The 22,691-nt window shown below is 63.7% G+C and carries 27 protein-coding genes; 21 read left to right on the top strand and 6 right to left on the bottom strand.

The window, feature by feature from the left end:
* Positions 1-2: 2 nt before the first annotated feature.
* From gspH to gspN, 6 genes are all read left to right on the top strand, one after another.
* A complete protein-coding gene (gene gspH / locus PP4_RS21485; protein WP_016501248.1) occupies positions 3-440 on the top strand; it encodes a type II secretion system minor pseudopilin GspH in 438 nt (145 codons plus the stop codon).
* A complete protein-coding gene (locus PP4_RS21480; protein ID WP_016501247.1) occupies positions 437-805 on the top strand; it encodes a type II secretion system protein GspI in 369 nt (122 codons plus the stop codon). Before gspH ends, PP4_RS21480 begins: the two co-directional genes overlap by 4 nt.
* A 74-nt stretch (positions 806-879) precedes the next feature.
* A complete protein-coding gene (locus tag PP4_RS21475; RefSeq protein ID WP_080642812.1) occupies positions 880-1,551 on the top strand; it encodes a prepilin-type N-terminal cleavage/methylation domain-containing protein in 672 nt (223 codons plus the stop codon).
* The gene (gspL, locus tag PP4_RS21470; RefSeq protein ID WP_041168118.1) at positions 1,548-2,624 is read left to right on the top strand and encodes a type II secretion system protein GspL; all 1,077 of its coding nucleotides are present in this window, start codon (positions 1,548-1,550) and stop codon (positions 2,622-2,624) included. The genes PP4_RS21475 and gspL overlap by 4 nt, the downstream gene beginning before the upstream one ends.
* Positions 2,621-3,007: a type II secretion system protein GspM gene (gene gspM, locus PP4_RS21465; RefSeq protein ID WP_016501244.1), complete on the top strand. Its 387-nt coding sequence runs from the start codon at positions 2,621-2,623 to the stop codon at positions 3,005-3,007. Before gspL ends, gspM begins: the two co-directional genes overlap by 4 nt.
* Positions 3,004-3,663, top strand: a complete 660-nt coding sequence (gspN, locus tag PP4_RS21460; RefSeq protein WP_016501243.1) for a type II secretion system protein N — start codon at positions 3,004-3,006, stop codon at positions 3,661-3,663. The genes gspM and gspN overlap by 4 nt, the downstream gene beginning before the upstream one ends.
* Positions 3,664-3,705: 42 nt before the next feature.
* Here gspN and PP4_RS21455 read toward each other — a convergent pair whose 3' ends face one another.
* Both PP4_RS21455 and PP4_RS21450 read right to left on the bottom strand, forming a co-directional pair.
* Complete coding sequence (locus tag PP4_RS21455) at positions 3,706-4,260, bottom strand: L,D-transpeptidase family protein (protein ID WP_016501242.1); 555 nt, start codon at positions 4,258-4,260, stop codon at positions 3,706-3,708.
* Between the two features lie 25 nt (positions 4,261-4,285).
* Positions 4,286-4,843 (bottom strand): NUDIX hydrolase, encoded by a 558-nt coding sequence (locus tag PP4_RS21450; protein ID WP_016501241.1) that lies wholly within the window; start codon positions 4,841-4,843, stop codon positions 4,286-4,288.
* A 124-nt stretch (positions 4,844-4,967) separates the two neighbouring features.
* On the opposite strand from PP4_RS21450, the gene PP4_RS21445 reads away from it, so the two are divergent.
* From PP4_RS21445 to purT, 5 genes are all read left to right on the top strand, one after another.
* Positions 4,968-5,567 carry a CoA pyrophosphatase gene (locus tag PP4_RS21445; protein ID WP_016501240.1) on the top strand — a complete coding sequence of 200 codons (600 nt, stop codon included), beginning with the start codon at positions 4,968-4,970 and terminating at the stop codon, positions 5,565-5,567.
* 44 nt (positions 5,568-5,611) lie between these two features.
* Positions 5,612-6,136, top strand: coding sequence for a gamma carbonic anhydrase family protein (locus PP4_RS21440; protein WP_016501239.1), 525 nt, complete (start codon positions 5,612-5,614; stop codon positions 6,134-6,136).
* The gene (locus tag PP4_RS21435) at positions 6,126-6,323 is read left to right on the top strand and encodes a DUF1289 domain-containing protein (protein ID WP_016501238.1); all 198 of its coding nucleotides are present in this window, start codon (positions 6,126-6,128) and stop codon (positions 6,321-6,323) included. Before PP4_RS21440 ends, PP4_RS21435 begins: the two co-directional genes overlap by 11 nt.
* 64 nt (positions 6,324-6,387) lie before the next feature.
* On the top strand, positions 6,388-6,855 hold the full coding sequence (locus PP4_RS21430) for a VUT family protein (protein ID WP_010952556.1): 468 nt from the start codon (positions 6,388-6,390) through the stop codon (positions 6,853-6,855).
* A 76-nt stretch (positions 6,856-6,931) separates the two neighbouring features.
* Positions 6,932-8,113, top strand: a complete 1,182-nt coding sequence (gene purT, locus PP4_RS21425; RefSeq protein ID WP_016501237.1) for a formate-dependent phosphoribosylglycinamide formyltransferase — start codon at positions 6,932-6,934, stop codon at positions 8,111-8,113.
* A 38-nt stretch (positions 8,114-8,151) separates the two neighbouring features.
* Here purT and PP4_RS21420 read toward each other — a convergent pair whose 3' ends face one another.
* From PP4_RS21420 to PP4_RS21410, 3 genes are all read right to left on the bottom strand, one after another.
* Positions 8,152-9,450: an MFS transporter gene (locus PP4_RS21420; RefSeq protein ID WP_016501236.1), complete on the bottom strand. Its 1,299-nt coding sequence runs from the start codon at positions 9,448-9,450 to the stop codon at positions 8,152-8,154.
* A gap of 273 nt (positions 9,451-9,723) precedes the next feature.
* Positions 9,724-10,929, bottom strand: coding sequence for a transporter associated domain-containing protein (locus PP4_RS21415; protein WP_016501235.1), 1,206 nt, complete (start codon positions 10,927-10,929; stop codon positions 9,724-9,726).
* 9 nt (positions 10,930-10,938) lie between these two features.
* Positions 10,939-11,748 carry a cytochrome C assembly family protein gene (locus PP4_RS21410; RefSeq protein ID WP_016501234.1) on the bottom strand — a complete coding sequence of 270 codons (810 nt, stop codon included), beginning with the start codon at positions 11,746-11,748 and terminating at the stop codon, positions 10,939-10,941.
* Between the two features lie 313 nt (positions 11,749-12,061).
* Here PP4_RS21410 and ffh point away from each other — a divergent pair, with 313 nt between their 5' ends.
* The 6 genes from ffh (at position 12,062) to PP4_RS21380 (ending at position 16,118) form a co-directional block, all read left to right on the top strand.
* Positions 12,062-13,438, top strand: coding sequence for a signal recognition particle protein (gene ffh, locus PP4_RS21405; protein WP_016501233.1), 1,377 nt, complete (start codon positions 12,062-12,064; stop codon positions 13,436-13,438).
* Between the two features lie 235 nt (positions 13,439-13,673).
* Positions 13,674-13,925, top strand: coding sequence for a 30S ribosomal protein S16 (gene rpsP, locus PP4_RS21400; RefSeq protein ID WP_016501232.1), 252 nt, complete (start codon positions 13,674-13,676; stop codon positions 13,923-13,925).
* Positions 13,926-13,930: 5 nt separating this feature from the next.
* Complete coding sequence (rimM, locus tag PP4_RS21395) at positions 13,931-14,467, top strand: ribosome maturation factor RimM (RefSeq protein ID WP_016501231.1); 537 nt, start codon at positions 13,931-13,933, stop codon at positions 14,465-14,467.
* Positions 14,468-14,470: 3 nt separating this feature from the next.
* Positions 14,471-15,223: a tRNA (guanosine(37)-N1)-methyltransferase TrmD gene (gene trmD / locus PP4_RS21390; RefSeq protein WP_016501230.1), complete on the top strand. Its 753-nt coding sequence runs from the start codon at positions 14,471-14,473 to the stop codon at positions 15,221-15,223.
* A 43-nt stretch (positions 15,224-15,266) separates the two neighbouring features.
* Positions 15,267-15,617, top strand: a complete 351-nt coding sequence (gene rplS / locus PP4_RS21385; protein ID WP_003252148.1) for a 50S ribosomal protein L19 — start codon at positions 15,267-15,269, stop codon at positions 15,615-15,617.
* Between the two features lie 93 nt (positions 15,618-15,710).
* Positions 15,711-16,118, top strand: coding sequence for an acyl-CoA thioesterase (locus PP4_RS21380; RefSeq protein WP_016501229.1), 408 nt, complete (start codon positions 15,711-15,713; stop codon positions 16,116-16,118).
* A 3-nt stretch (positions 16,119-16,121) separates the two neighbouring features.
* Here PP4_RS21380 and PP4_RS21375 read toward each other — a convergent pair whose 3' ends face one another.
* The gene (locus PP4_RS21375; protein WP_016501228.1) at positions 16,122-17,927 is read right to left on the bottom strand and encodes a cation:proton antiporter; all 1,806 of its coding nucleotides are present in this window, start codon (positions 17,925-17,927) and stop codon (positions 16,122-16,124) included.
* 68 nt (positions 17,928-17,995) lie between these two features.
* On the opposite strand from PP4_RS21375, the gene xerD reads away from it, so the two are divergent.
* The 4 genes from xerD (at position 17,996) to thrC (ending at position 22,648) form a co-directional block, all read left to right on the top strand.
* On the top strand, positions 17,996-18,892 hold the full coding sequence (gene xerD, locus PP4_RS21370; RefSeq protein ID WP_016501227.1) for a site-specific tyrosine recombinase XerD: 897 nt from the start codon (positions 17,996-17,998) through the stop codon (positions 18,890-18,892).
* Between the two features lie 153 nt (positions 18,893-19,045).
* A complete protein-coding gene (locus PP4_RS21365; protein ID WP_016501226.1) occupies positions 19,046-19,789 on the top strand; it encodes a thioredoxin fold domain-containing protein in 744 nt (247 codons plus the stop codon).
* Positions 19,790-19,872: 83 nt separating this feature from the next.
* Positions 19,873-21,177, top strand: coding sequence for a homoserine dehydrogenase (locus PP4_RS21360; protein ID WP_016501225.1), 1,305 nt, complete (start codon positions 19,873-19,875; stop codon positions 21,175-21,177).
* 61 nt (positions 21,178-21,238) lie between these two features.
* The gene (thrC, locus tag PP4_RS21355) at positions 21,239-22,648 is read left to right on the top strand and encodes a threonine synthase (protein WP_016501224.1); all 1,410 of its coding nucleotides are present in this window, start codon (positions 21,239-21,241) and stop codon (positions 22,646-22,648) included.
* Positions 22,649-22,691 lie beyond the last annotated feature (43 nt).

Genomic DNA, 22,691 nt, shown 5'->3' with positions numbered 1-22,691 from the left:
GGGTGAGCCGTCAGCGGGGCTTCAGCCTGATCGAGTTGCTGGTGGTGCTGGCCATCGCCGGCCTGATGACGGGGCTGGCAGTGGCAGGGCTCGGCAGCGGCCAGGCGCCTGTCGATCAGGCCCTGCAACGCCTGGCCAGCGAAACCCGGGCCCAGGCGGCGCTGGCCCGGCATGCGGGGCAGCTGCGTGGGCTGCGCTGGAATGGGCAGCGCCCGGAGTTCGTGCGGCGTGAGGGGAATGCCTGGGTGGTCGAGGCGGCCGGGCTTGGCGACTGGCCCAAGGGCCTGCACCCGGACTGGCCCGCCAGCCCGCAGCCCCACTTGCTGTTCACCCCGCACGGCTGGGCACAGCCGGGCAGCGTGCGCTGGCGCTGGGCCGATGGCAGCCAGCAATGGGCGTGGGGCCGCGATGGGCGCTTGCAGGTGGCGGTCGCGCCATGAAGCAACGTCAGCGTGGCTTCACCTTGCTGGAGGTCACTGTGGCCTTGGCGATTGCCGCCGTGCTGGCGGTGATCACCAGCCAGGTGCTGCGTCAGCGCCTGGCCGTGCAGGACAACCTGCAACAACACCGCATTGGCCTGTTGTGTGCCCGTGAACTGCAAACACGTTTCGCCGTCGAGCAATTCTGGCCTTCTGCCAATCAGGTGAAGGGTGAACTGAGCCAGGGTGGCCAGCCGTGTCATTGGCAACTGCAATTGCGCCGCACCGGCGTGCGCGACCTGCGCCGTGGCGAACTGCAATTGTACGCCGACCGCGACCAGCGCCTGCCGCTGGGCCAGTACACCGTGTTTCTGGAACGCCCATGATCTGGCTCACACCACTGATGGCTTGCACGACCTCTGTGGGAGCGGGCGTGCCCGCGAATCAGGCGACGCAGTGTATGGCACCGGCTATGCCGGTGTTCGCGGGCACGCCCGCTCCCACAGGTTGCCCATACAGCGGCCAGTACCGGGTTCGGCCTGTAAGGCACCGTCAGGCAGGCCTTACCCTGATTGAACTTATGGTGGCCCTGGCCCTGACTGTCCTGCTCGGCATCATGCTCGCTGCGTTGGTCAATGGCTGGATGAAAGTGCGCGAACGCCTGCAAGTGACCACCCAGGAAACCTCGGTGCTGGATTTCTGCCTGGCCCTTGAGCGGCGTTTCGACAGCCCGGTGCTGCGCCGCGTCTACGACCAGCGCCTGCCCCTGGCCAGCCGCTGGCTGGACTGGCAACCGGCAAGCAACCAATTACAGTGGGTCGCCACCACCGGCCTGCCGGAAGCCGAAGGTGGCTCGCGGCTGCAACGCCAGCGGCTGCGCTTCGAGGCCCGTGAGCAGCGCCTGCTGCTGGAAAGCTCGGTCGACCTGTACGCCGCCGCCACGCCCCGCTGGGTCCAGCGCGAGCGGCTCGACCGGGTTGGCGCCATGAACGTCCTTTATTACCAGGGCGGCCAGTGGCTGGCCTGGCCTTCTGACCAACCTGCGCACCCCGGCCGTGGCGTGCGTCTGGAACTGCAGCGTGATGGAGCACCCTATGTCTGCACCTTCGCCCTCCCGTGGGGGCGTTCATGAAATTTGAATGGCGACGGGGCGCACCTGCTCAACCGTGGTTGTTGCTGCGCCCGGGTGTTGTCTGGCACTGGGCGCTGGCCGAGGGCGGCATCGTGCAACGCCAGGGGCAGGGTGAGCCACCGGCAAACCTGCAAGCCCGGGTTGCCCTTGTTCTGCCTGCCGAGGCCTGTAGCGTCTTCCACGTGCCTGCCCCACCCGGGCTCAAGCGTGAGGAGTGGCCGTTGTTGCTCGAAGACCGCTTGCTGCAACCGCCGGACGAGGTGACCTGCGCCTGCCTGGCCCGTCAGCCCGGCCACCTTCGCTTGCTGGTGGTGGCGCGTCAGCAACTGGACGACTGGCGCGCACAGTGTGGCGTATGGGGCTTGCAGGTAGAACGTTGCTGGGCGGAGTTGCAGTTGCTGCCCAGGCCTGAGGCAGGCAGTGCCTGGCATTGGCAGCGAACGCCCGGCATGTCCTTGTACAAAGGGCTGGCCGAGGACGAGCAGGAGCATTGGCTGGCATGGCCGCAAGCACTGGGTGAAGCGCCGCAGCAACCCTGGGCACACATGCAAAGCGTGCCACTGAGTGGCGACTGGCCAAGCACCCTGGCACCGCTCGACGCGATGCCCGGCCTGTTCGAGCGCGCTCGCAAGGTACCTTCGTTGCCCATCGCTTCACGCCCGCAGCAACGCCTGTTGGCCGCCTGCCTGGTACTGGCGGCAGTCTGGGGTGGGCTGTGGTTGAACCAGCAGTGGCGTCAGGCACAACTCTGGCGCGCCCAGGTGTTTGCCGTGACGGGTGAGCAGGCCAGCCCACGGCACGCCGCGCAGGCCCTAAAACGCCTGCGGGAAAGCGAGCTTCAGCAGCAGATACGCACCCGCCAGCTCGAAGACCTGCAGGCAGCCTTGCAGGCCTGGCTGCGCGATCACCCCGGCTGGCGCCTGCAGGCGGTGCGCTTCGATGGCCAGCGCTGGCACCTGCGGCTAGAGGGCGACGGCGCCACGCCACCCTGGCAAGACATGGCCAACGCTGCCGGTGCTGCCGTACAGGTACAAGGTGGCGAAGTGGTCTTCGACTTGGGAGCCGCCGCATGAACCAGGACTGGATGCAGCGTCATCGGCTGAAGTTCGCCTGGTTGCTGATTGCGTTGCTGCTGGCTGTTCTGGCCCTGCGCGAGGGCTTGGCGCAATGGCGCGAGGTCAGCCAGTGGCGGGGGCTGGCAGAACAAGCCGCAAGCCTGCATGGCGGCCCGGGCTTGAGCCTGGAGCGCCTGAAGCAGTCGGCCGAGGCGCGACGGGTCGTACTGGCCGAGGTCGATGTGCAAGGCAAAGCCTGGCAACTGCGTGGCCAGGTGGCCGATGAACGGGTGCTGCAAGGCTGGTTGCAGTCCCTGCATGAAGAGGGCGTAACGCCGCTGCAATGGGGGCTGGAACAGGATGGCAAGGCGTTGCGCTTCGACCTGGTGGTGCAGCCATGAGCCGTAAAGGTATGGCGTGGGTGCTGCTGGTTTTCGGCCTGACCCTGCTCGTTGAGTTACCCGCCGCCTGGGTGGCTCGCGGGGCAGGTGTGCCGCTGCGGGATGCCAGTGGCAGCCTGTGGCAGGGCCAGGCGCAACAGTTGGGGCCGGTGGGGCCTCTGCGCTGGTCGGTGCAGCCTTGGCGCTTGCAGGCAACTGCACATTTGGGGTTTCAGGGGCAGGCCTGGCAATTGCGCGCCGAAGGCTGGCCGTGGCGCTGGCGGCTGGAGGCAACGGCGATGGGCGCCCAGGCGACGATGGCCACGGATTACCGCCTGGCCGGGCTGTGGCAGGGCGCAGTCCGCATGCAGGGGGCAGGGCGCCAATGCCTGGGCAGCGAGGGCCGTGTAACGGTGAGCGACCTGGCGCTCAGCGAACCGTGGTCACTGGGCCTGGGGCAGGGCTGGCTGGAAATGGACTGCCGCAGTGGCTGGCGCCTGCGGGGGCAACTGGCGCAACAGGGGCAACATGAGCTGTTCGTGGATGCTGACCTGCAAGGGCGGCGGGCCCAGGTGGTGTTCGAGCTGCAACCGGAGGCGGCGTTGGTGCCCTTGTTACGAGGTGCGCAGTGGCTGGGGCCGCAGGCGTTGGCAGGGCAACGCGACCTGCGGTGGTAAGCTGTGGGAGCAACTGTCTTTCACCATCACTCCGGCTTCTCTTCAGGGCCGGATTTCGATCAGCGTGCCATCGCGCACCAGCTCCCACACTTCCTGCATGTCACGGTTACGCATGGCAATGCAGCCATCGGTCCAGTCCAGGGTGTGGAAATACCACTCTGGGTACTCGTCGTTGATCGGCGTGCCGTGAATCATGATCATGCTGCCGGCACTCACCCCTTCGCGGGTGGCGCGGGCGGCATCGCTCACGTTCGGATAGTTGATGTGCATGGCCAGGTTGAAGCGGTCGCTCTGCTTGCGCCAGTCCAGCCAGTACAGGCCTTCAGGGGTTTTCTTGTCGCCTTCGCGTTCCTTGGCGCCCTTTGGTTGCTTGCCCAGGGAAATACGGTAGGTTTTCAGCGGCTCGCCGCGGCTGATCAGCTGCAGGCGACGCTCGGACTTGATCACCAGCACCTTGTCGATCAGCGGTTGCATCGCCTGCTGTGAAGGCGATGGCGTTTGCGCTGCCGGCACGGGCTTGCGAATGATGGTCTCGGTGAAAGCCGCCTGGGACACCGAGGTAACGCAAAGGCAGAAAAGGGCAAGCAACCAGCGCATGTAACGGTATCCCTGAAGGCTTCTTCTAAGTAGAGGTCGAGGTCGAGACGTTCATCGGCGGCAGGTACTCATGGCCTATGGGGTAGTGCTGCCCGATGCGGTCGCGATAGTAGCATTCTAGTGTGCGTGTGACGGTGCGGAAAGCCAGCTCGCCCCACGGTATCTCATGTTGCTCGAACAACCGCACTTCCAGGCTTTCGACACCCACATCAAACGCCAGGTCTGCCAGCTCGGCGCGGAAGAACACATGCACCTGGTCGATGTGCGGCAAATCGAACAGCTGGTACAGGCTCATCGGCCCGACCCGGGCGCAGGCTTCCTCGACGGTTTCGCGACGGGCGGCCTGGTCGAGGGTTTCGCCGTTCTCCATGAAGCCGGCGGGCAGGGTCCAGAAGCCGCGGCGTGGTTCGATGGCACGCCGGCACAGCAGCACCTGGCTGCCCCAGGTCGGTAGCACGCCGGCGACGATGTTGGGGTTCTGGTAATGGATGGTCTGGCAAGACTCGCAGACATACCGCAGGCGGCTATCGCCCTCGGGAATCCGCTGAGTGACCGGCTGGCCGCACGCGCTGCAGAATTTCATGTGGGGTTCCCTTTTGTTCAAGGCTATCTTGGCGCGCCGGCAGGGCCGCCGCAAGCGCGGGGGCTTGGGTGCTTCGCGGCTTTGGTGCATCATGCAAGGCAGGCCTTGGATACGAGCGTGCGCAATGCTGGACGAGCTACTTCGCCGAATGAGCAATCACCAACCCGCATCACTGGAAACCGACCGGCGGTTCCCCGAAGCGGCGGTCCTTTTGCCCATTACCCGCAGCGAAGCGCCCGAACTGGTCCTGACCCTGCGCGCCAAGGGGCTGTCCACCCATGGTGGCGAAGTGGCCTTTCCCGGTGGCCGACGCGACCCGGAAGACCCGGACCTGGTGTTTACCGCCCTGCGTGAAGCCGAAGAAGAAATCGGCCTGCCCCCCGGGCTGGTGGAAGTGATAGGCCCGCTGAGCCCGCTGATTTCGCTGCATGGCCTTAAAGTGACGCCATTCGTCGGGCTTATTCCCGACTTCGTCGAATACCGCGCCAATGATGCCGAAATCGCGGCAGTATTCACCGTGCCGCTGGAATTCTTCCGCCAGGACCCGCGTGATCATACCCACCGTATCGATTATCAGGGGCGCAGCTGGTACGTGCCCAGCTACCGCTATGGCGAATACAAGATCTGGGGGTTGTCGGCGATCATGATCGTCGAGCTGGTCAACGTGCTGTTCGATGCTGGCATCAGCCTGCACCAGCCCCCTGAGCGTTACATCGAAAACTGAGCGGGGCCTACCCCGCCGTCTGCGTTCCAGCCTGAGGAGCATGCATGAAATACCGCCTGGGCGACCTGCGGGTCGAAAGCCACCCCACCAGTTGGGCCGCACCCAACGCCACGCTGATCGGCAACGTGCGCCTGCAGGCCAATGCCAGTGTGTGGTTTGGCGCGGTGCTGCGCGGGGATAACGAGCTGATCGATATCGGCGAAGGCAGCAACGTGCAGGATGGCACGGTGATGCACACCGACATGGGCTCGCCGCTGACCCTGGGCAAGGGCGTCACCGTTGGTCACAACGCCATGCTGCATGGCTGCACGGTGGGCGACTACAGCCTGGTCGGTATCAATGCCGTGATCCTCAACGGCGCGCGCATTGGCAAGCACTGCATCATCGGCGCCAATGCACTGATCGCCGAGGGCAAGGAAATCCCCGACGGTTCGCTGGTGGTCGGCTCGCCCGGCAAGGTCGTACGTGAACTGACCGAGCAGCAGAAGCGCATGCTTGAAGCCAGTGCCGCGCATTACGTGCACAATGCCCAGCGTTATGCCCAGGAGCTGGTGGTTGATGATGAGTAATGTGGTAGAGCGGCCGGTGGCCTCGCCGTGCGTAAGCATTTGTGCGCTGGACGAGCAGGATATCTGCACCGGCTGCCAGCGCACCGTGGCGGAGATTGGCCGCTGGGGGCGGATGGACAACGATGAGCGGCGGGCGGTGCTGAAGCTGTGCCATGAACGGGCAGTAGAGGCCGGCCTCATCCTGTAGGGACGGCGTTGCCTGTCGAAGGCACCAGCGGTAATCTGTACGGCTTGCCCACAGACTACCCGCCATGTTCTATCTGATTGCCTACATCAGCAGCGTAGTGCTGATCAACTACGCCTTTTCCAGCGCCCCGCACCTGGACATCATCTGGTCTGCCTGGGGCGGCCTGGTGTTCATCCTGCGCGACATGGTGCAGACCCGCTTCGGCCATGGCGCCCTGGTTGCCATGCTGGTCGCCCTGGTGCTGTCCTATGTCACCTCGGAACCGGCCATCGCCCTGGCCAGCGCCACCGCGTTCTTCATTTCCGAGCTGATCGACTGGCTGGTGTTCAGCATCACCCGCCGGCCGCTGCGCGACCGCCTGTGGCTGAGCTCGGCGCTGAGTATCCCGGTGGATACCTTCATCTTTTTCGGCATGATCGGCGCCCTGACCCCGGCAGTGATCGGCACCGCCATGGCGTCGAAGTTCGCCGGTGTCACTGCCGTGTGGCTGGCCATGGCATTTCGCGCCCGACGGGCTGCCGTCGCCGGTTGATGGTGTAGAATAGCGGTCCTTTTTCAGCGGGCGGCGCTCAGCCTGGCGCGGCCCCGGACGCCTTCGAGGACCTGAAATGACCCGTATCGGAACCCCCTTGTCGCCCACCGCGACCCGTGTACTGCTGTGCGGCTGTGGCGAGTTGGGCAAGGAAGTGGTGATCGAGCTGCAGCGCCTGGGCGTCGAAGTGATCGCCGTCGACCGCTACGCCAATGCCCCGGCCATGCAAGTGGCGCACCGCAGCCACGTGGTCAACATGCTCGATGGCGTTGCCCTGCGCGCGGTGATCGAGGCCGAGAAGCCGCATTATATCGTCCCGGAAATCGAAGCCATCGCCACCGCCACCCTGGTCGAGCTGGAAAACGAAGGGTTCAACGTGGTGCCGACCGCCCGCGCCACGCAGCTGACCATGAACCGTGAAGGCATTCGCCGTCTGGCCGCCGAAGAGCTGGACCTGCCGACCTCGCCGTATCACTTCGCCGACACCTATGAAGACTACGCCAAGGCCGTGGCCGATGTCGGTTACCCATGCGTGGTCAAGCCGGTGATGAGTTCGTCGGGCAAAGGCCAGAGCCTGCTGCGCAGCGACGCCGACCTGCAGAAGTCGTGGGACTACGCCCAGGAAGGCGGCCGCGCCGGCAAGGGCCGAGTAATCGTCGAGGGCTTTATCGACTTTGAATACGAAATCACCCTGCTGACCGTGCGCCACGTCGGCGGTACCACCTTCCTGGAGCCGGTTGGCCACCGTCAGGAAAAGGGCGACTATCAGGAGTCGTGGCAGCCGCAGGCCATGAGCCCGAAAGCGCTTGCCGAGTCGCAGCGCGTGGCCAAGGCTGTTACCGATGCCCTTGGCGGTCGTGGCCTGTTCGGCGTGGAACTGTTCGTGAAGGGCGACCAGGTGTGGTTCAGCGAAGTGTCGCCGCGCCCGCATGACACCGGCCTGGTCACCCTGATTTCCCAGGACCTGTCGCAGTTCGCCCTGCATGCCCGTGCGATTCTCGGCCTGCCGATTCCGGTGGTGCGCCAGTTTGGCCCGTCGGCCTCGGCGGTGATCCTGCCAGAAGGGCAGTCGCAGCAGACCAGCTTCGCCAACCTGGGCGCAGCGCTGAGCGAACCGGATACCGCCATTCGCCTGTTCGGCAAGCCGGAAATCAACGGCACCCGCCGCATGGGCGTGTGCCTGGCGCGTGATGAGTCGGTCGAGTTGGCGCGGGCCAAGGCGACCCGCGCTTCGCAGGCGGTAAAGGTCGAGTTCTGATTCGAAACCGCAGGGGGCCGCGTTGCGGCCCCCATTGCTTACAGCTCGGTATTACGGGTCTCTTTCAGGCACAGCACCGCAATCAGGCTGATCACCGCCGCAGCCGACACATAGCCCCCCACCCAGCTCAACCCGCCCATGCTGACCAGCTTCTGGGCAAAGAACGGTGCCGCCGAGGCCCCGACAATCCCGCCCAGGTTATACGCCGCCGAAGCCCCGGTATAACGCACGTGAGTCGGGAACAGCTCGGGCAGCAGTGCCCCCATCGGCGCAAAGGTCACACCCATCAGGAACAGCTCGATGGCCAGGAACAGCGCCACACCCGTCGTCGATCCCGAAGTCAGCAGTGGCTCCATGGCAAAGCCCGAAGCTACGGCCAGCAGGCCGCCGACGATCAGCACCGGCTTGCGCCCGTAACGGTCGCTGAGCCAGGCCGACAGCGGCGTGGCCAGGGCCATGAACACCACCGCGAAGCACAGCAGGCCCAGGAACGTCTCGCGGCTGTAGCCCAACGTGGTCACGCCGTAGCTCAGCGAGAACACCGTGGAGATATAGAACAGCGCGTAGCACACCACCATCGCCGCCGCGCCCAGCAGGGTGGGCAGCCAGTAGCTGGAAAACAGCTCGACCACTGGCATTTTCACCCGCTCGTGGCGGGCGACAGCCTTGGCGAAGACTGGGCTTTCTTCAAGTTTCAGGCGCACATACAGGCCCACCAGCACCAGCGCCGCACTGAGCAGGAACGGAATACGCCAGCCCCATTCACGGAACTGCTCGTCGCTGAGCGTCAGGGCCAGGGTCAGGAAAAGGCCGTTGGCGGCCAAAAAGCCGATCGAAGGGCCCAACTGGGGGAACATGCCGAACCAGGCGCGCTTGCCTTCGGGGGCGTTCTCGGTGGCCAGCAGCGCCGCGCCACCCCATTCACCGCCCAGGCCCAGGCCTTGGCCAAAGCGCAGCAGGCACAGGATGATCGGCGCCCACACGCCAATGCTGTCATAGCCCGGCAATACGCCGATGGCGGTGGTGGAGACACCCATCAGCAGCAGCGAGGCAACCAGGGTCGATTTGCGGCCGATACGGTCGCCAAAGTGGCCGAACAACGCCGAACCCAGCGGGCGAGCGAGGAAGGCGATGCCGAAGGTGAGGAAGGCAGCCAGCATTTGCGCGGTGCCCGACCCGGATGGGAAGAATACCGGGCCGATCACCAGGGCAGCAGCAGTGGCGTACACGTAGAAGTCGTAGAACTCGATGGCGGTGCCGATGAAGCTGGCAGTGGCTACCCGCGCGGGCGAGTTGACCGGCGCGGCAGGCGCTTCGGCGTAGGTGCTGCTTGTCATTAAGTAGGTCCCTAACAGTCTGGTCCGGCTCCATGGGCGGGGCCCGCGCGGTGTGCTGAGCGAAAGGGCAGGCACGGTTGCGCGGACGCCGGAGCGTTTGTTGTTGTGTGCGCTCGACTGACGATAGCCCAAGGGGGATAGGGGCGGGGCGGGCACTGTTCGGGGTGTTGAAGCAGGACCGCGGGGCGTGTCAGTGGAGCGGACTGGCCGTGGAACGCCGGGTGCGGGTAGCAGGCGTGACGGCGGGGCTGGGTAAGCGTGACCCGAGTATAGCTATCGGGTCACGGTCCACACCAGTACCTTACTGGCACAATTGTCCTCTGTTTCGAGGATTTCCAGGCGATAGCGGCCGATCTTCAGGCAAACGGCACTTTCCGGGATGCTTTCCAGTGCTTCGGTAACCAGCCCGTTGAGGGTTTTCGGCCCGCCGTCGCAGGGCAGGTGCCAGCCCAGGGTGCGGTTGATTTCGCGCAGCGAAGCGTTGCCGTCGATGACGAAGGTGCCATCGGGTTGCGGGTGTACGTGGGGGTTTTCCAGGCTCTGTTCGTCCTCGAACTCGCCAACGATCTCTTCGAGGATGTCTTCCAGGGTGACGATGCCCTGCACCTCGCCGTACTCGTCCACTACCACACCCAGCCGGCGCTGCTGCTTGTGGAAGTTCAGCAGCTGCATTTGCAGGGGCGTGCTTTCTGGTACGAAATAGGGTTCGTAGCAGGCGCTGTGCAGCGCCTCCAGGGTCAGGTCGGCCTTGGGCAGCAGGTGGCTGATCAGCTTGGTGTTGAGGATTGCTTCAACCTGGTTGATGTCGTTGTGGTAGACCGGCAGACGGGTGTGGCGGCTGATGATCAACTGCTCGATGATGCGCCCGATCGGCTCGTCGAGGTTGATGCCGTCCACTTCGTTGCGCGGTACCAGGATGTCGTTGACGGTGACCTTGTCCAGCGACTGCAGGCCGTCGAGCAGGCCGTGGCGGGGTGTTTCGTGCTCCTCGTCTTCGTCAAAGTCGTCGGCTTCCTGAGGGTGCAGGGCCACGGCCGTAGGTTGCACGCGGAACGGGCGCAGGAGCAGCTTGGCGAAACCGTCCAGCAGGCAGGCCAGCGGCTGCAGGAGGGCGAGGGGCACTTTAAGCAGGCTGCTACCGAGGCTGACGCAGGCCTGCGGGTTACGCCGGGCCAGGCGCCGCGGCACGTACTCGGCAAACACCAGCAAGGTGAGGGTGGCGGCCAGCCCTGCCAGCCAGAAGCCGTGCTCGCCGCTATGGCGCTGGCCTATCAGGCAGGCGAGGCCCAGCACCAGCAGCTTGCCCAAACTGGCGCACAGCACCAGTGCCTGGGCCGGGAGCAAGGGCTGGCCGTCATCAAAGGTGCGCAGCGAGCCATTGAGCAGCAGGCGGGCGGCATCCACCGTGGTGAACAGCGCCGACCACAGCAGCGCCAGTGCGAGGGTGCCGAGTAGCGGTGCGTACGGCAGTGTGTCCATGAGCGGCCGTCAGATATGCAGGATGAATTCGCGAACCAGCTTGCTGCCGAAATAGGCCAGCATCAGCAGGCAGAAACCGGCCAGCGTCCAGCGGATGGCCTTGTGACCACGCCAGCCCAGGCGGGTGCGGCCCCACAACAGTACGCTGAACACCACCCAGGCGACACAGGCCAGCAAGGTCTTGTGGACCAGGTGCTGGGCAAACAGGTTGTCGAGGAACAGCCAGCCGGAGATCAGCGACAGCGACAGCAGGCACCAGCCGGCCCAGAGGAAGCCGAACAGCAGGCTTTCCATGGTTTGCAGGGGCGGGAAGTTGCGAATCAGCCCGGAGGGGTGCTTGTTCTTCAGCTGGCGGTCTTGCAGCAGCAGCAGCAGCGACTGGAACACCGCGATGGTGAACAGCCCGTACGCCAGGATCGACAGCAGGATATGCGCGAGGATGCCCGGCTCTTCGTTGATCAGCGGCACGGTGCCAGGCGGCGCGAACTGCGCCAGCAGCGCCGTCACCGCGCCCAGCGGGAACAGCAGCACCAGCAGGTTTTCGACCGGTATGCGCAGGCAGGCCAGCAGGGTCAGGCCGATGACGGCCACGGCGATCAGGCTGGCGGCGCTGAAGAAGTCCAGGCTCAGGCCCAGCGGGGTGATCAGCTGGAAGTACAGCGCACCAGCCTGGGCGAGCACCGCGAAGGTACCCAGCAGGGCGAGCAGGCGCTTGTCGGACTTGCGGCCCTGGGCCAGGTGCGAGCCCTGGTAGATGGCCGCCGCTATATATAGGCCGGCAGCGATCAGGTTGGGGATGAGGCTGGGAGAGGAGACCATAAGTCCTGGTTGGCGAGCCTTAAAGAGACGGAGTTTGGCATAGATTCCGCCGCTCTAGGAAGACTGGCAGACCGCGTAACGGCATTCGCGGGTGAACCCGCTCCCACAGGTACCGTGCAAGCCTCCAGTGTAGTGAAGATCCTGTGGGAGCGGGCGTGCCCGCGAAGGGGGCAGTGCAGCCACCGAATATCTCCCAAGGTGTGCGCCGCCGCCGCACTTCGCTATAATCGCCGCCTTGCTGTGCCCGGCGGGTGTGTATTTCCCCCAGGGTGCCTGACAAACCTCGGCTTTTACTGGGCCTGAAAGGATCACCATGTTCGAAAACCTGACCGACCGCCTGTCACAGACGCTGCGCCATGTCACCGGCAAGGCCAAGCTGACCGAAGACAACATCAAGGACACGCTGCGCGAAGTGCGCATGGCCCTGCTCGAGGCCGACGTTGCCCTGCCGGTGGTCAAGGATTTCGTCAATAGCGTCAAGGAACGTGCGGTCGGCACCGAAGTGTCGCGCAGCCTGACCCCGGGCCAGGCGTTCGTGAAGATCGTCCAGGCCGAGCTGGAAAGCCTGATGGGCGCGGCCAACGAAGACCTCGCGCTCAATGCCGCACCGCCTGCCGTGGTACTGATGGCCGGCCTGCAGGGTGCGGGTAAGACCACCACCGCCGGCAAGCTGGCGCGCTTCCTTAAAGAGCGCAAGAAAAAGACCGTGATGGTGGTATCCGCCGACGTCTACCGCCCGGCGGCGATCAAGCAGCTGGAAACCCTGGCCAACGACATCGGCGTCACCTTCTTCCCGTCTGACATCAGCCAGAAGCCGGTGGCCATTGCCGAAGCGGCCATCCGCGAAGCCAAGCTGAAGTTCATCGATGTGGTGATCGTCGACACCGCCGGCCGTCTGCACATCGACGCCGACATGATGGACGAGATCAAGGCGCTGCACGCTGCGGTCAAGCCGATCGAGACCCTGTTCGTGGTCGACGCCATGACCGGCCAGGACGCCGCCAACACTGCCAAGGCCTTTGGCGAGGCCCTGCCGCTGACCGGCGTGGTGCTCACCAAGGTTGACGGTGACGCCCGTGGCGGTGCTGCACTGTCGGTACGTGCCATCACCGGCAAGCCTATCAAGTTCATCGGTATGGGTGAGAAGACCGAGGCCCTCGAGCCGTTCCACCCCGACCGTGTCGCTTCGCGCATCCTCGGCATGGGCGACGTGCTCAGCCTGATCGAGCAGGCCGAGCAGACCATCGACAAGGCCAAGGCCGACAAGCTGGCCAAGAAGCTGAAGAAGGGCAAGGGCTTCGACCTCGAAGACTTCCGCGACCAGCTGCAACAGATGAAGAACATGGGCGGCCTGGGCGGCCTGATGGACAAGCTGCCGAGCATCGGCGGGGTCAACCTGTCGCAGATGGGCAATGCCCAGGGCGCGGCCGAGAAGCAGTTCAAGCAGATGGAAGCGATCATCAACTCCATGACCCCGGCGGAGCGCCGCGACCCTGACCTAATCAGCGGTTCGCGCAAGCGCCGTATCGCCCTTGGCTCCGGCACCCAGGTGCAGGACATCGGCCGGCTGATCAAGCAGCACAAGCAAATGCAGAAGATGATGAAGAAATTTTCTGCCAAAGGCGGCATGGCCAAGATGATGCGCGGCCTTGGCGGCATGATGCCCGGCGGCGGCATGCCCAAGCTGTAAACAGATTCAGGCCAGTGGCGGCAACTCCGCCACTGACCGGAACCCGCTTCGGCGGGAACACCGCCGCCCCTATGATGAGGCGGCTTAATAGCAGATCAGCAGGCTGGCCGTTTTATTTGAAGTAAAAAGGCATTTGCAAATGTCCGTATATTCCTTGAGAATGTGCGGCCTTTCGGGCACCCGTGTGCCCGCTGTGCATCATGATTTGCAGCACCGACTACAGGAACGATGTTCAATGCTTACCATTCGTCTTGCCCGTGGCGGCTCCAAAAAGCGCCCGTTTTACCAACTGACCGTAACCGACTCGCGTAACCCGCGTGACGGCTCCCACATCGAACAGGTTGGCTTCTTCAACCCGATCGCTCGTGGTCAGGAAGTTCGTCTGTCCGTTAAACAAGACCGCGTTGCTCACTGGCTGAGCATCGGCGCACAGCCGTCTGAGCGTGTTGCTCAGCTGCTGAAGGAAGCGGCCAAGGCTGCTGCCTGAACCGTATGAACGCGACGCCAGAAAAGGCTGACGACCTCATCGTCGTTGGCAAGATTTTTTCGGTTCACGGCGTTCGCGGCGAGGTGAAGGTGTATTCCTTTACCGATCCGATTGAAAACCTGTTGGATTACCGTAACTGGACGCTTCGGCGCGAAGGGTCGGTCAAGCAGGTTGAGCTGGTCAGTGGCCGTTCCAATAAAAAGGAGCTGGTCGCCAAGCTCAAAGGGCTCGACGATCGTGACGAAGCGCGTCTTCTGAGCGGTTACGAGATTTGCATCTCGCGCAGCCTTTTGCCCAACCTGACGGACGACGAGTACTACTGGTACCAGTTGGTCGGTCTGAAAGTCATCAACCAGGACGAACAGCTGTTCGGCACGGTTGATCACCTGTTGGAGACCGGCGCGAACGATGTAATGGTGGTCAAGCCTTGCGCAGGCAGCCTGGATGACCGTGAGCGCTTGTTGCCCTATACGGCGCAATGTGTGCTGGCAGTCGACCTTGAAGCCGGTGTGATGCGGGTCGAATGGGACGCGGATTTCTAACTGATGGGTAACCTTCGCGTAGAAGTCATCACGTTGTTCCCCGAGATGTTCTCGGCCATTACGGAGTACGGCATTACCAGCCGCGCGGTGAAGCAGGGCTTGTTGCAAGTCACTTGCTGGAATCCGCGGGACTACACCAGTGATCGCCACCACACGGTGGATGATCGGCCTTTTGGCGGTGGTCCGGGGATGGTGATGAAGATCAAGCCTCTGGAAGATGCGCTGGCCAGTGCCAGGCAAGCGACCGGAGCATCGGCAAAGGTAATCTACCTTTCGCCACAAGGCCGCAAGCTGGATCAGCAAGCGGTCAAAGGCTTGGCCGAACAGGAATCTTTGATCCTGATCGCCGGCCGTTATGAAGGCATTGACGAGCGTTTTATTGATGCTTATGTCGATGAAGAGTGGTCGATTGGCGACTATGTGCTTTCCGGTGGTGAGCTACCGGCCATGGTACTGATCGATGCGGTTACGCGGCTGCTGCCCGGAGCTTTAGGGCATGTAGGCTCGGCGGAGGAAGATTCCTTCACCGATGGCTTGCTGGATTGCCCGCACTACACCCGACCTGAGGTGTATGCGGATCAGCGTGTTCCCGACGTGTTGCTAAGTGGCAACCATGCACATATCCGGCGATGGCGGATGAAGCAGTCCCTTGGTAGGACCTTCGAACGACGCGCCGATCTTCTGGAAAGTCGCTCACTTTCTGGAGAAGAGAAAAAGCTGCTCGAGGAATACCTCCGCGAGCGGAACGATAGTTAACGTATCGATGGTGGATCACGTTTGTCCACCTTAGGAGCACAGCATGACTAACAAAATCATCCAGCAGCTCGAAGCAGAGCAGATGAGCAAGGAAATCCCGACCTTCGCACCAGGCGACACCGTTGTCGTTCAGGTTAAAGTGAAGGAAGGTGAGCGTTCCCGTCTGCAGGCGTTCGAAGGCGTTGTTATCGCCAAGCGTAACCGTGGTCTGAACAGCGCCTTCACCGTGCGCAAGATCTCGAGCGGCGTTGGTGTTGAGCGTACCTTCCAGACCTACAGCCCGCAAATCGACAGCCTGGCCGTGAAACGTCGTGGTGACGTGCGTAAAGCCAAGCTGTACTACCTGCGCGACCTGTCCGGCAAAGCCGCTCGCATCAAGGAAAAACTGTCCTGAGGACAGTTTGCCCGGTGGCCAAGGCCGCCTAGCGAGAAAAAAGCAGCCTTCGGGCTGCTTTTTTGCGTTTTGAACCCCGAAGATGTGATTGCCATGACTACCCGAGACCAGGAAATCCAGCGCCGCACCGAGTTGTCGGTGACCCGCGTGACCAAGGCGGTGTTCCCCAACACCACCAACCACCACAACACCCTGTTCGGCGGCACCGCCCTGGCCTGGATGGACGAAGTGTCGTTCATTGCCGCCACGCGCTTCTGTCGCCTGCCGCTGGTGACCGTGTCCACTGACCGCATCGACTTCAAGCACCCGATCCCGGCGGGCTCGATCGTCGAATTGGTGGGCTCGGTAATCAAGGTCGGCAATACCAGCCTGCAGGTGCAGGTGGACGTGTTTGTCGAGAACATGTACCTGGACGGCCGCGAGCGGGCGATTCACGGTGTCTTCAGTTTCGTCGCCATTGATGAAGACAAGCGCCCGGTGCCGGTGCTGCCAGGCGCCTGAGTATCATGCTTGCGGCGCTGGTTCGATCAGTGCCACCAAGGTCCACCCCGGTTGCGGCTGCAACGGGTTGTCGGGGCTGGCTACATGCACCCAGCCATGCCCGTCGCGAGCAAATAGCAAGTGTGCACGCTCGCCGTGCAGGGCCTGGTAGGCGTCCCAATCAAAGCCTTCGGTCAGGTTGGTGCTGTACAGCTCGGCGCCCTGGTGCAAGCGGTTGGCCAGTTGCAGATACGTCATCGAGCTGGCCCCCAGCAAGTGCCCGCGGTGCTCCTCGGCCGCCCGATGCTTGTCGCTGCGTTGTTTCTCCAGGCCGCTTGCCAGCACGAACAGCCGGCCGTGGCCGAAATCATGGCGGAACCTGGCGCAGGCCAGGGCATTGATTTCGCCGGCGGGGGAGAGGCCAAGCAAGTGCCCGAGCCCGACCAGGTCCAGGTGGGCGTCGGCATGCTGCGAGGCGGGGTTGCCAAAATAAGTCGGTAGCCCGTCCATGCGCGCGGCGCGAATGTTTTCCCAGCTGGAATCCGTCAGTAAAACCCGGCAGCCCAATTGTTGCAGGGCTTTGGCGATGGCCCGGGCCGGCCCGTTGGCACCGACGATGAGAAACCCGCTGGGTGCCGGTTCGGCGACCTTCAGCAGGCGCGCCAGCGGCCTGGCCGTGGCGCTTTGCAGTACCACCGTGCCGATGATCACGGCGAAGGTGAGCGGTACCAGCAGCAAGGCGTCCTCGTGGCCAGCCTGGTGCAGGCGGATGGCGAAAATCGCCGAAACGGCTGCAGCAACGATACCGCGTGGCGCGATCCACGCCAGCAGCGTGCGCTCCCGCCAGCTGAGTGACGAGCCCAGTGTGGCCAGCCATACGTTGAGCGGGCGTGCCAGCAACTGGATCACCAGCAGCAATGCCAATACTGCCGGGCCGAGCCCCAGCAGGGCATGCAGGTTAAGGCGCGCAGCCAGCAGGATGAACAGACCGGAAATCAGCAGCACGCTGAGGTTTTCCTTGAAGTGCAGGATTTGCCGCACATCGACCCCGCGCATGTTGGCCAGCCACATCCCCATCACGGTCACCGCCAGCAACCCGGACTCGTGCATTATCTGGTTGGCGGCGATGAAAATACCCAGCACAGCCGCCAGCGAGGCCAAATTGTGCAGATACTCTGGTAGCCACTGCTCGCGCATGATCTGCCCCAGTAGCCACCCACCGGCCGCGCCCAGGGCACTGCCGCAAAAAATCACCCCGGCAAAGGTGGTCAGGCTCTGGCTCAGGCCGTTGCCGTCGGCGCTGGCGATGATGAAGCTGTACACCACCACGGCGAGCAGCGCGCCGATCGGGTCGATCATGATCCCTTCCCAGCGCAGGATATTGGCGATGGTCGACTTTGGCCGCACTACACGCAGCATGGGCACGATTACCGTGGGGCCGGTCACCAGGGTCAAGGTGCCGAACAGGATAGACAGCGGCCAGTCGAACCCGAGCAACCAGTGGGTCGCCAGGGCGATCACCAGCCAGGTGACCAATGCGCCGACGGTGACAAGGCGATGCACCACGCTGCCGATCTCGCGCCACTGCGACAGGTGCAGGGTCAGGCTGCCTTCGAACAGGATCAGCGCCACGGCCAGCGACACCAGCGGCATCAGCAATGGGCCGAACAGCGCCTCGGGGTCGAGCCAGCCCAGTGCCGGCCCTGCGATGATCCCGGCCAGCAGCAGAAATAGAATCGCCGGTAGTTTCAGGCGCCAGGCCAGCCATTGGCAGGCAAGCGCAGCGGCACCGATACCACCGACGCTGAGAAGAATCTGCTGTTCGTTCATACGGGCTCCCTATGCCTGCAGTGTTATGAAAGACTAAGCGCCAATTCGCCGTTTGCCACCGAGTCTTCATGCCCGCCCTCGACCACCCCCTGATCGACCAGTTTCTCGACGCCCTGTGGCTTGAAAAAGGCCTGTCCGACAACACCCGCGTGTCCTACCGCAGCGATCTGGCGCTGTTCAACGGCTGGTTGCAGGAACATTCGGTTTCCCTGCCCGACGCCGGCCGTGACCTGATCCTCGACCACCTGGCCTGGCGCCTCGATCAGGGCTACAAGCCACGCTCCACGGCGCGCTTCCTGTCCGGCCTGCGCGGTTTCTTCCGCTATCTGCTGCGGGAAAAGCTGGTGGCGGTAGACCCGACCCTGCAGGTCGACATGCCGCAACTAGGCAAGCCGCTGCCCAAGTCGTTGTCCGAAGCCGACGTTGAAGCCTTGCTGCAGGCCCCGGACCTGGGCGAAGCCATCGGCCAGCGCGACCGCGCCATGCTCGAAGTGCTCTATGCGTGCGGCCTGCGCGTCACCGAGCTGGTCAGCCTGACCCTCGACCAGGTCAACCTGCGCCAGGGTGTGCTGCGGGTGATGGGCAAGGGCAGCAAGGAGCGCCTGGTGCCCATGGGCGAGGAGGCAGTGGTGTGGCTGGAGCGCTACCAGCGCAATGGCCGTGCCGAGTTGCTCAATGGCCGCCCCAGCGATGTGCTGTTCCCCAGCCAGCGCGGCGAGCAGATGACCCGCCAGACTTTCTGGCACCGCATCAAGCACCATGCCCGGGTGGCAGGTATCGACAAATCGCTGTCGCCGCACACGCTGCGCCACGCGTTCGCCACCCACCTGCTCAACCATGGCGCCGACCTGCGCGTGGTGCAGATGCTGCTTGGTCACAGCGACCTTTCGACCACCCAGATCTACACCCACGTCGCCAAGGCCCGCCTGCAGCAGTTGCACGCGCAGCACCACCCGCGTGGATGAATGTTTTTCATGTTCCGCCGACTGGTCCTTGCAAGGCCCTTCACCGGTGGTGTGATGTGGTAGGCTTGGGCGGTTTGCACCAAGGGCCGCACAGCCACCGCGTCTTTTCCGCAGGTGGCGCCCTCCGGTCCCTGTCCGCCTTCAGGAGTTCCCATGCGCGTGACCCAGTTTTTCGCCGCCGCCGCGTTGGCGCTGGCCAGTACCTTCGCTGTTGCCGCGGCAACCGATAGCAACGCCGTCGCCGAGCAGGCCATCCGCAAATCGCTGCAAAACCTCGAGCTGGAAGTGCCCGTCGAAAGCGTGGCCAGCAGCCCGCTGAACGGCCTGTATGAAGTCAAGCTGCAGGGCGGCCGCGTGCTGTACGCCAGCGCCGACGGCCAGTTCGTGATGCAGGGCTACCTGTTCCAGATCCAGGACGGCAAGCCGGTCAACCTCACCGAGAAAACCGAGCGTATGGGCGTCGCCAAGCTCATCAACGGCATTCCAGCGGCCGAGATGGTGGTTTATCCTGCCAAGGGCGAGACCAAGTCGCACATCACCGTGTTCACCGACACCACCTGCCCGTATTGCCACAAGCTGCACGCCGAAGTGCCCGAGCTGAACCGTCGCGGTATCGAAGTGCGCTATGTCGCCTTCCCGCGCCAGGGGCTGGGCTCGCCGGGTGACCAGCAGTTGCAGGCTGTGTGGTGCTCCAGCGATCGCCGTGGGGCGATGGACAAGATGGTCGAAGGTGAAGAGATCAAGGCCGCCAAGTGCGCCAACCCGGTCGGCAAGCAGTTCCAGTTGGGGCAGTCGATCGGCGTAAATGGCACGCCGGCCATCGTCCTTGAAAGCGGCCAGGTCATTCCGGGCTACCAGCCGGCACCGCAAGTCGCCAAGCTGGCACTTGCCAAGTAATCCAATTCAGTACGCCGTCGTCATGGGGTGACGGCATGTTTCACGGTCGGCGAAGGTGTCGGCCGTTCAATGGGGAGTTCACAGTGAAACCGGTCAAAGTAGGCATCTGTGGGTTGGGGACCGTCGGTGGCGGAACCTTCAATGTACTTCAGCGCAACGCCGAGGAGATTGCCCGCCGTGCCGGGCGCGGTATTGAAGTGGCACAGATCGCCATGCGCTCGCAGAACCCGAACTGCCAGATTACCGGTACCCCCATTACCGCTGACGTGTTCGAAGTTGCGAGCAACCCGGAGATCGACATTGTCATCGAGCTGATCGGTGGCTACACCATCGCCCGCGACCTGGTGCTCAAGGCCATCGAAAACGGCAAGCACGTGGTCACCGCCAACAAGGCGCTGATTGCCGTGCACGGTAACGAAATCTTTGCCAAGGCCCGCGAGAAGGGCGTGATCGTCGCCTTCGAAGCGGCCGTGGCGGGCGGCATCCCGGTGATCAAGGCCATCCGCGAAGGCCTGTCGGCCAACCGCATCAACTGGCTGGCCGGCATCATCAACGGCACCGGCAACTTCATCCTCACCGAAATGCGTGAGAAGGGCCGTGCCTTCCCGGACGTGCTGGCCGAAGCCCAGGCGCTGGGTTACGCCGAAGCCGACCCGACCTTCGACGTCGAGGGCATCGACGCCGCGCACAAGCTGACCATCCTGGCGTCGATCGCTTTTGGCATTCCGCTGCAGTTCGACAAGGCCTACACCGAAGGCATTACCCAGCTGACCACTGCTGACGTGAACTATGCCGAGGCCCTGGGCTACCGCATCAAGCACCTGGGCGTGGCGCGTCGCACCGCCGAAGGCATCGAGCTGCGCGTGCACCCGACGCTGATACCGGCCGACCGCCTGATCGCCAACGTCAACGGCGTGATGAACGCTGTCATGGTCAACGGTGACGCCGCCGGTTCCACCCTGTACTACGGTGCGGGCGCCGGCATGGAGCCTACTGCTTCGTCGGTGGTGGGCGACCTGGTCGACGTGGTCCGTGCCATGACCTCCGACCCGGAAAACCGCGTACCGCACCTGGCCTTCCAGCCAGACTCGCTGTCGGCGCACCCGATTCTGCCGATCGAAGCCTGCGAAAGCGCCTACTACCTGCGCATCCAGGCCAAGGATCACCCGGGCGTACTGGCCCAGGTGGCCAGCATCCTGTCGGAGCGTGGCATCAACATCGAGTCGATCATGCAGAAGGAAGCCGAGGAGCAGGACGGCCTGGTGCCGATGATCCTCCTGACCCATGGTGTGGTCGAACAGAGCATCAACGACGCCATCGTCGCCCTGGAAGCCCTGCAGGACGTGATCGGCAAGGTCGTGCGTATCCGCGTCGAACAGCTCAACTGACAAAATTATTGCCGTCGGGCCGCCAGCGCGGCCCCGGCCCCAGCATCGAAGGTTTGCACCCATGCGCTATATCAGTACCCGCGGCCAGGCACCGGCCCTGAATTTCGAAGACGTGCTGCTGGCTGGCCTGGCCAGTGACGGCGGCCTGTACGTGCCAGAAAACCTGCCACGCTTCACCCAGGAAGAAATCGCTTCCTGGGCTGGCCTGCCATACCACGAGCTGGCTTTCCGCGTGATGCGCCCGTTCGTTGAAGGCAGCATCGCCGACGCCGATTTCAAGAAGATCCTCGAAGAAACCTACGGCGAGTTCGCCCACGCTGCGGTCGCACCGCTGCGTCAGCTGAACAGCAACGAGTGGGTGCTGGAGCTGTTCCACGGCCCGACCTTGGCGTTCAAGGACTTCGCCCTGCAACTGCTCGGCCGTCTGCTCGACCACGTGCTGGCAAAGCGCAACGAGCGCGTGGTGATCATTGGCGCCACCAGTGGTGACACCGGTTCCGCCGCCATCGAAGGCTGCCGCCGTTGCGACAACGTCGACATCTTCATCCTGCACCCGCACCAGCGCGTGTCGGAAGTGCAGCGCCGCCAGATGACCACCATCTTCGGGGACAACATCCACAACATCGCCATCGAAGGCAACTTCGACGACTGCCAGGAAATGGTCAAGGCCAGCTTCGCCGACCAGTCGTTCCTCAAGGGCACCCGCCTGGTGGCAGTCAACTCGATCAACTGGGCGCGCATCATGGCCCAGATCGTCTACTACTTCCACGCAGCCCTGCAGCTGGGCGGCCCGGCACGTTCGGTGGCGTTCTCGGTACCAACCGGCAACTTCGGCGACATCTTCGCCGGTTACCTGGCGCGCAACATGGGCCTGCCGATCAGCCAGCTGATCGTCGCCACCAACCGCAACGACATCCTGCACCGCTTCATGAGCGGCAACCAGTACGTCAAGGACACCCTGCACGCGACCCTGTCGCCGTCGATGGACATCATGGTCTCGTCCAACTTCGAGCGCCTGCTGTTCGACCTGCACGGCCGCAACGGCGCCTCCATTGCCGAGCTGATGGACAACTTCAAGCAAGGTGGCGGCTTCAGCGTCGAGCAAGGCCGCTGGACCGAAGCCCGCAAACTGTTCGACTCGCTGGCCGTCAGCGACGAGCAGACCTGCGAGACCATTGCCGAAGTCTTCGCTGCCACCGGTGAAGTGCTGGACCCGCACACCGCGATTGGCGTCAAGGCTGCCCGCGAGTGCCGTCGTAGCCTGGACACGCCAATGGTGGTGTTGGGTACCGCGCACCCGGTCAAGTTCCCGGAAGCGGTGGAAAAGGCGGGTGTAGGCAAGGCGCTGGAGCTGCCGGCGCACCTCAGTGACCTGTTCAGCCGTGAAGAGCGTTGCACGGTGCTGGCCAATGACCTGAAAGCAGTGCAGGGCTTTGTCAGCCAGCACGGCAACCGCGGCAAACCGTTGTAAGCGCGTTGCCATGTGGGGCCGCAAAGCGGCCCCACATGGCAAC

Source organism: Pseudomonas putida NBRC 14164 (assembly GCF_000412675.1).
Classification (GTDB): domain Bacteria; phylum Pseudomonadota; class Gammaproteobacteria; order Pseudomonadales; family Pseudomonadaceae; genus Aquipseudomonas; species Aquipseudomonas putida.
Note: the sequence above shows the minus strand (reverse complement) of the source record. Positions and strands in the feature narration are given on the sequence as shown.

What these genes read in the sequence shown, in the direction of transcription:
- PP4_RS21480 (WP_016501247.1), top strand. Translation starts at nt 437, where the DNA reads ATGAAGCAACGTCAGCGTGGCTTCACCTTGCTGGAGGTCACTGTGGCC.
- PP4_RS21475 (WP_080642812.1), top strand. Translation starts at nt 880, where the DNA reads ATGGCACCGGCTATGCCGGTGTTCGCGGGCACGCCCGCTCCCACAGGT.
- gspL (WP_041168118.1), top strand. Translation starts at nt 1,548, where the DNA reads ATGAAATTTGAATGGCGACGGGGCGCACCTGCTCAACCGTGGTTGTTG.
- gspM (WP_016501244.1), top strand. Translation starts at nt 2,621, where the DNA reads ATGAACCAGGACTGGATGCAGCGTCATCGGCTGAAGTTCGCCTGGTTG.
- gspN (WP_016501243.1), top strand. Translation starts at nt 3,004, where the DNA reads ATGAGCCGTAAAGGTATGGCGTGGGTGCTGCTGGTTTTCGGCCTGACC.
- PP4_RS21455 (WP_016501242.1), bottom strand. Translation starts at nt 4,260, where the DNA reads ATGCGCTGGTTGCTTGCCCTTTTCTGCCTTTGCGTTACCTCGGTGTCC.
- PP4_RS21450 (WP_016501241.1), bottom strand. Translation starts at nt 4,843, where the DNA reads ATGAAATTCTGCAGCGCGTGCGGCCAGCCGGTCACTCAGCGGATTCCC.
- PP4_RS21445 (WP_016501240.1), top strand. Translation starts at nt 4,968, where the DNA reads ATGCTGGACGAGCTACTTCGCCGAATGAGCAATCACCAACCCGCATCA.
- PP4_RS21440 (WP_016501239.1), top strand. Translation starts at nt 5,612, where the DNA reads ATGAAATACCGCCTGGGCGACCTGCGGGTCGAAAGCCACCCCACCAGT.
- PP4_RS21435 (WP_016501238.1), top strand. Translation starts at nt 6,126, where the DNA reads ATGATGAGTAATGTGGTAGAGCGGCCGGTGGCCTCGCCGTGCGTAAGC.
- PP4_RS21430 (WP_010952556.1), top strand. Translation starts at nt 6,388, where the DNA reads ATGTTCTATCTGATTGCCTACATCAGCAGCGTAGTGCTGATCAACTAC.
- purT (WP_016501237.1), top strand. Translation starts at nt 6,932, where the DNA reads ATGACCCGTATCGGAACCCCCTTGTCGCCCACCGCGACCCGTGTACTG.
- PP4_RS21420 (WP_016501236.1), bottom strand. Translation starts at nt 9,450, where the DNA reads ATGACAAGCAGCACCTACGCCGAAGCGCCTGCCGCGCCGGTCAACTCG.
- PP4_RS21415 (WP_016501235.1), bottom strand. Translation starts at nt 10,929, where the DNA reads ATGGACACACTGCCGTACGCACCGCTACTCGGCACCCTCGCACTGGCG.
- PP4_RS21410 (WP_016501234.1), bottom strand. Translation starts at nt 11,748, where the DNA reads ATGGTCTCCTCTCCCAGCCTCATCCCCAACCTGATCGCTGCCGGCCTA.
- ffh (WP_016501233.1), top strand. Translation starts at nt 12,062, where the DNA reads ATGTTCGAAAACCTGACCGACCGCCTGTCACAGACGCTGCGCCATGTC.
- rpsP (WP_016501232.1), top strand. Translation starts at nt 13,674, where the DNA reads ATGCTTACCATTCGTCTTGCCCGTGGCGGCTCCAAAAAGCGCCCGTTT.
- rimM (WP_016501231.1), top strand. Translation starts at nt 13,931, where the DNA reads ATGAACGCGACGCCAGAAAAGGCTGACGACCTCATCGTCGTTGGCAAG.
- trmD (WP_016501230.1), top strand. Translation starts at nt 14,471, where the DNA reads ATGGGTAACCTTCGCGTAGAAGTCATCACGTTGTTCCCCGAGATGTTC.
- rplS (WP_003252148.1), top strand. Translation starts at nt 15,267, where the DNA reads ATGACTAACAAAATCATCCAGCAGCTCGAAGCAGAGCAGATGAGCAAG.
- PP4_RS21380 (WP_016501229.1), top strand. Translation starts at nt 15,711, where the DNA reads ATGACTACCCGAGACCAGGAAATCCAGCGCCGCACCGAGTTGTCGGTG.
- PP4_RS21375 (WP_016501228.1), bottom strand. Translation starts at nt 17,927, where the DNA reads ATGAACGAACAGCAGATTCTTCTCAGCGTCGGTGGTATCGGTGCCGCT.
- xerD (WP_016501227.1), top strand. Translation starts at nt 17,996, where the DNA reads ATGCCCGCCCTCGACCACCCCCTGATCGACCAGTTTCTCGACGCCCTG.
- PP4_RS21365 (WP_016501226.1), top strand. Translation starts at nt 19,046, where the DNA reads ATGCGCGTGACCCAGTTTTTCGCCGCCGCCGCGTTGGCGCTGGCCAGT.
- thrC (WP_016501224.1), top strand. Translation starts at nt 21,239, where the DNA reads ATGCGCTATATCAGTACCCGCGGCCAGGCACCGGCCCTGAATTTCGAA.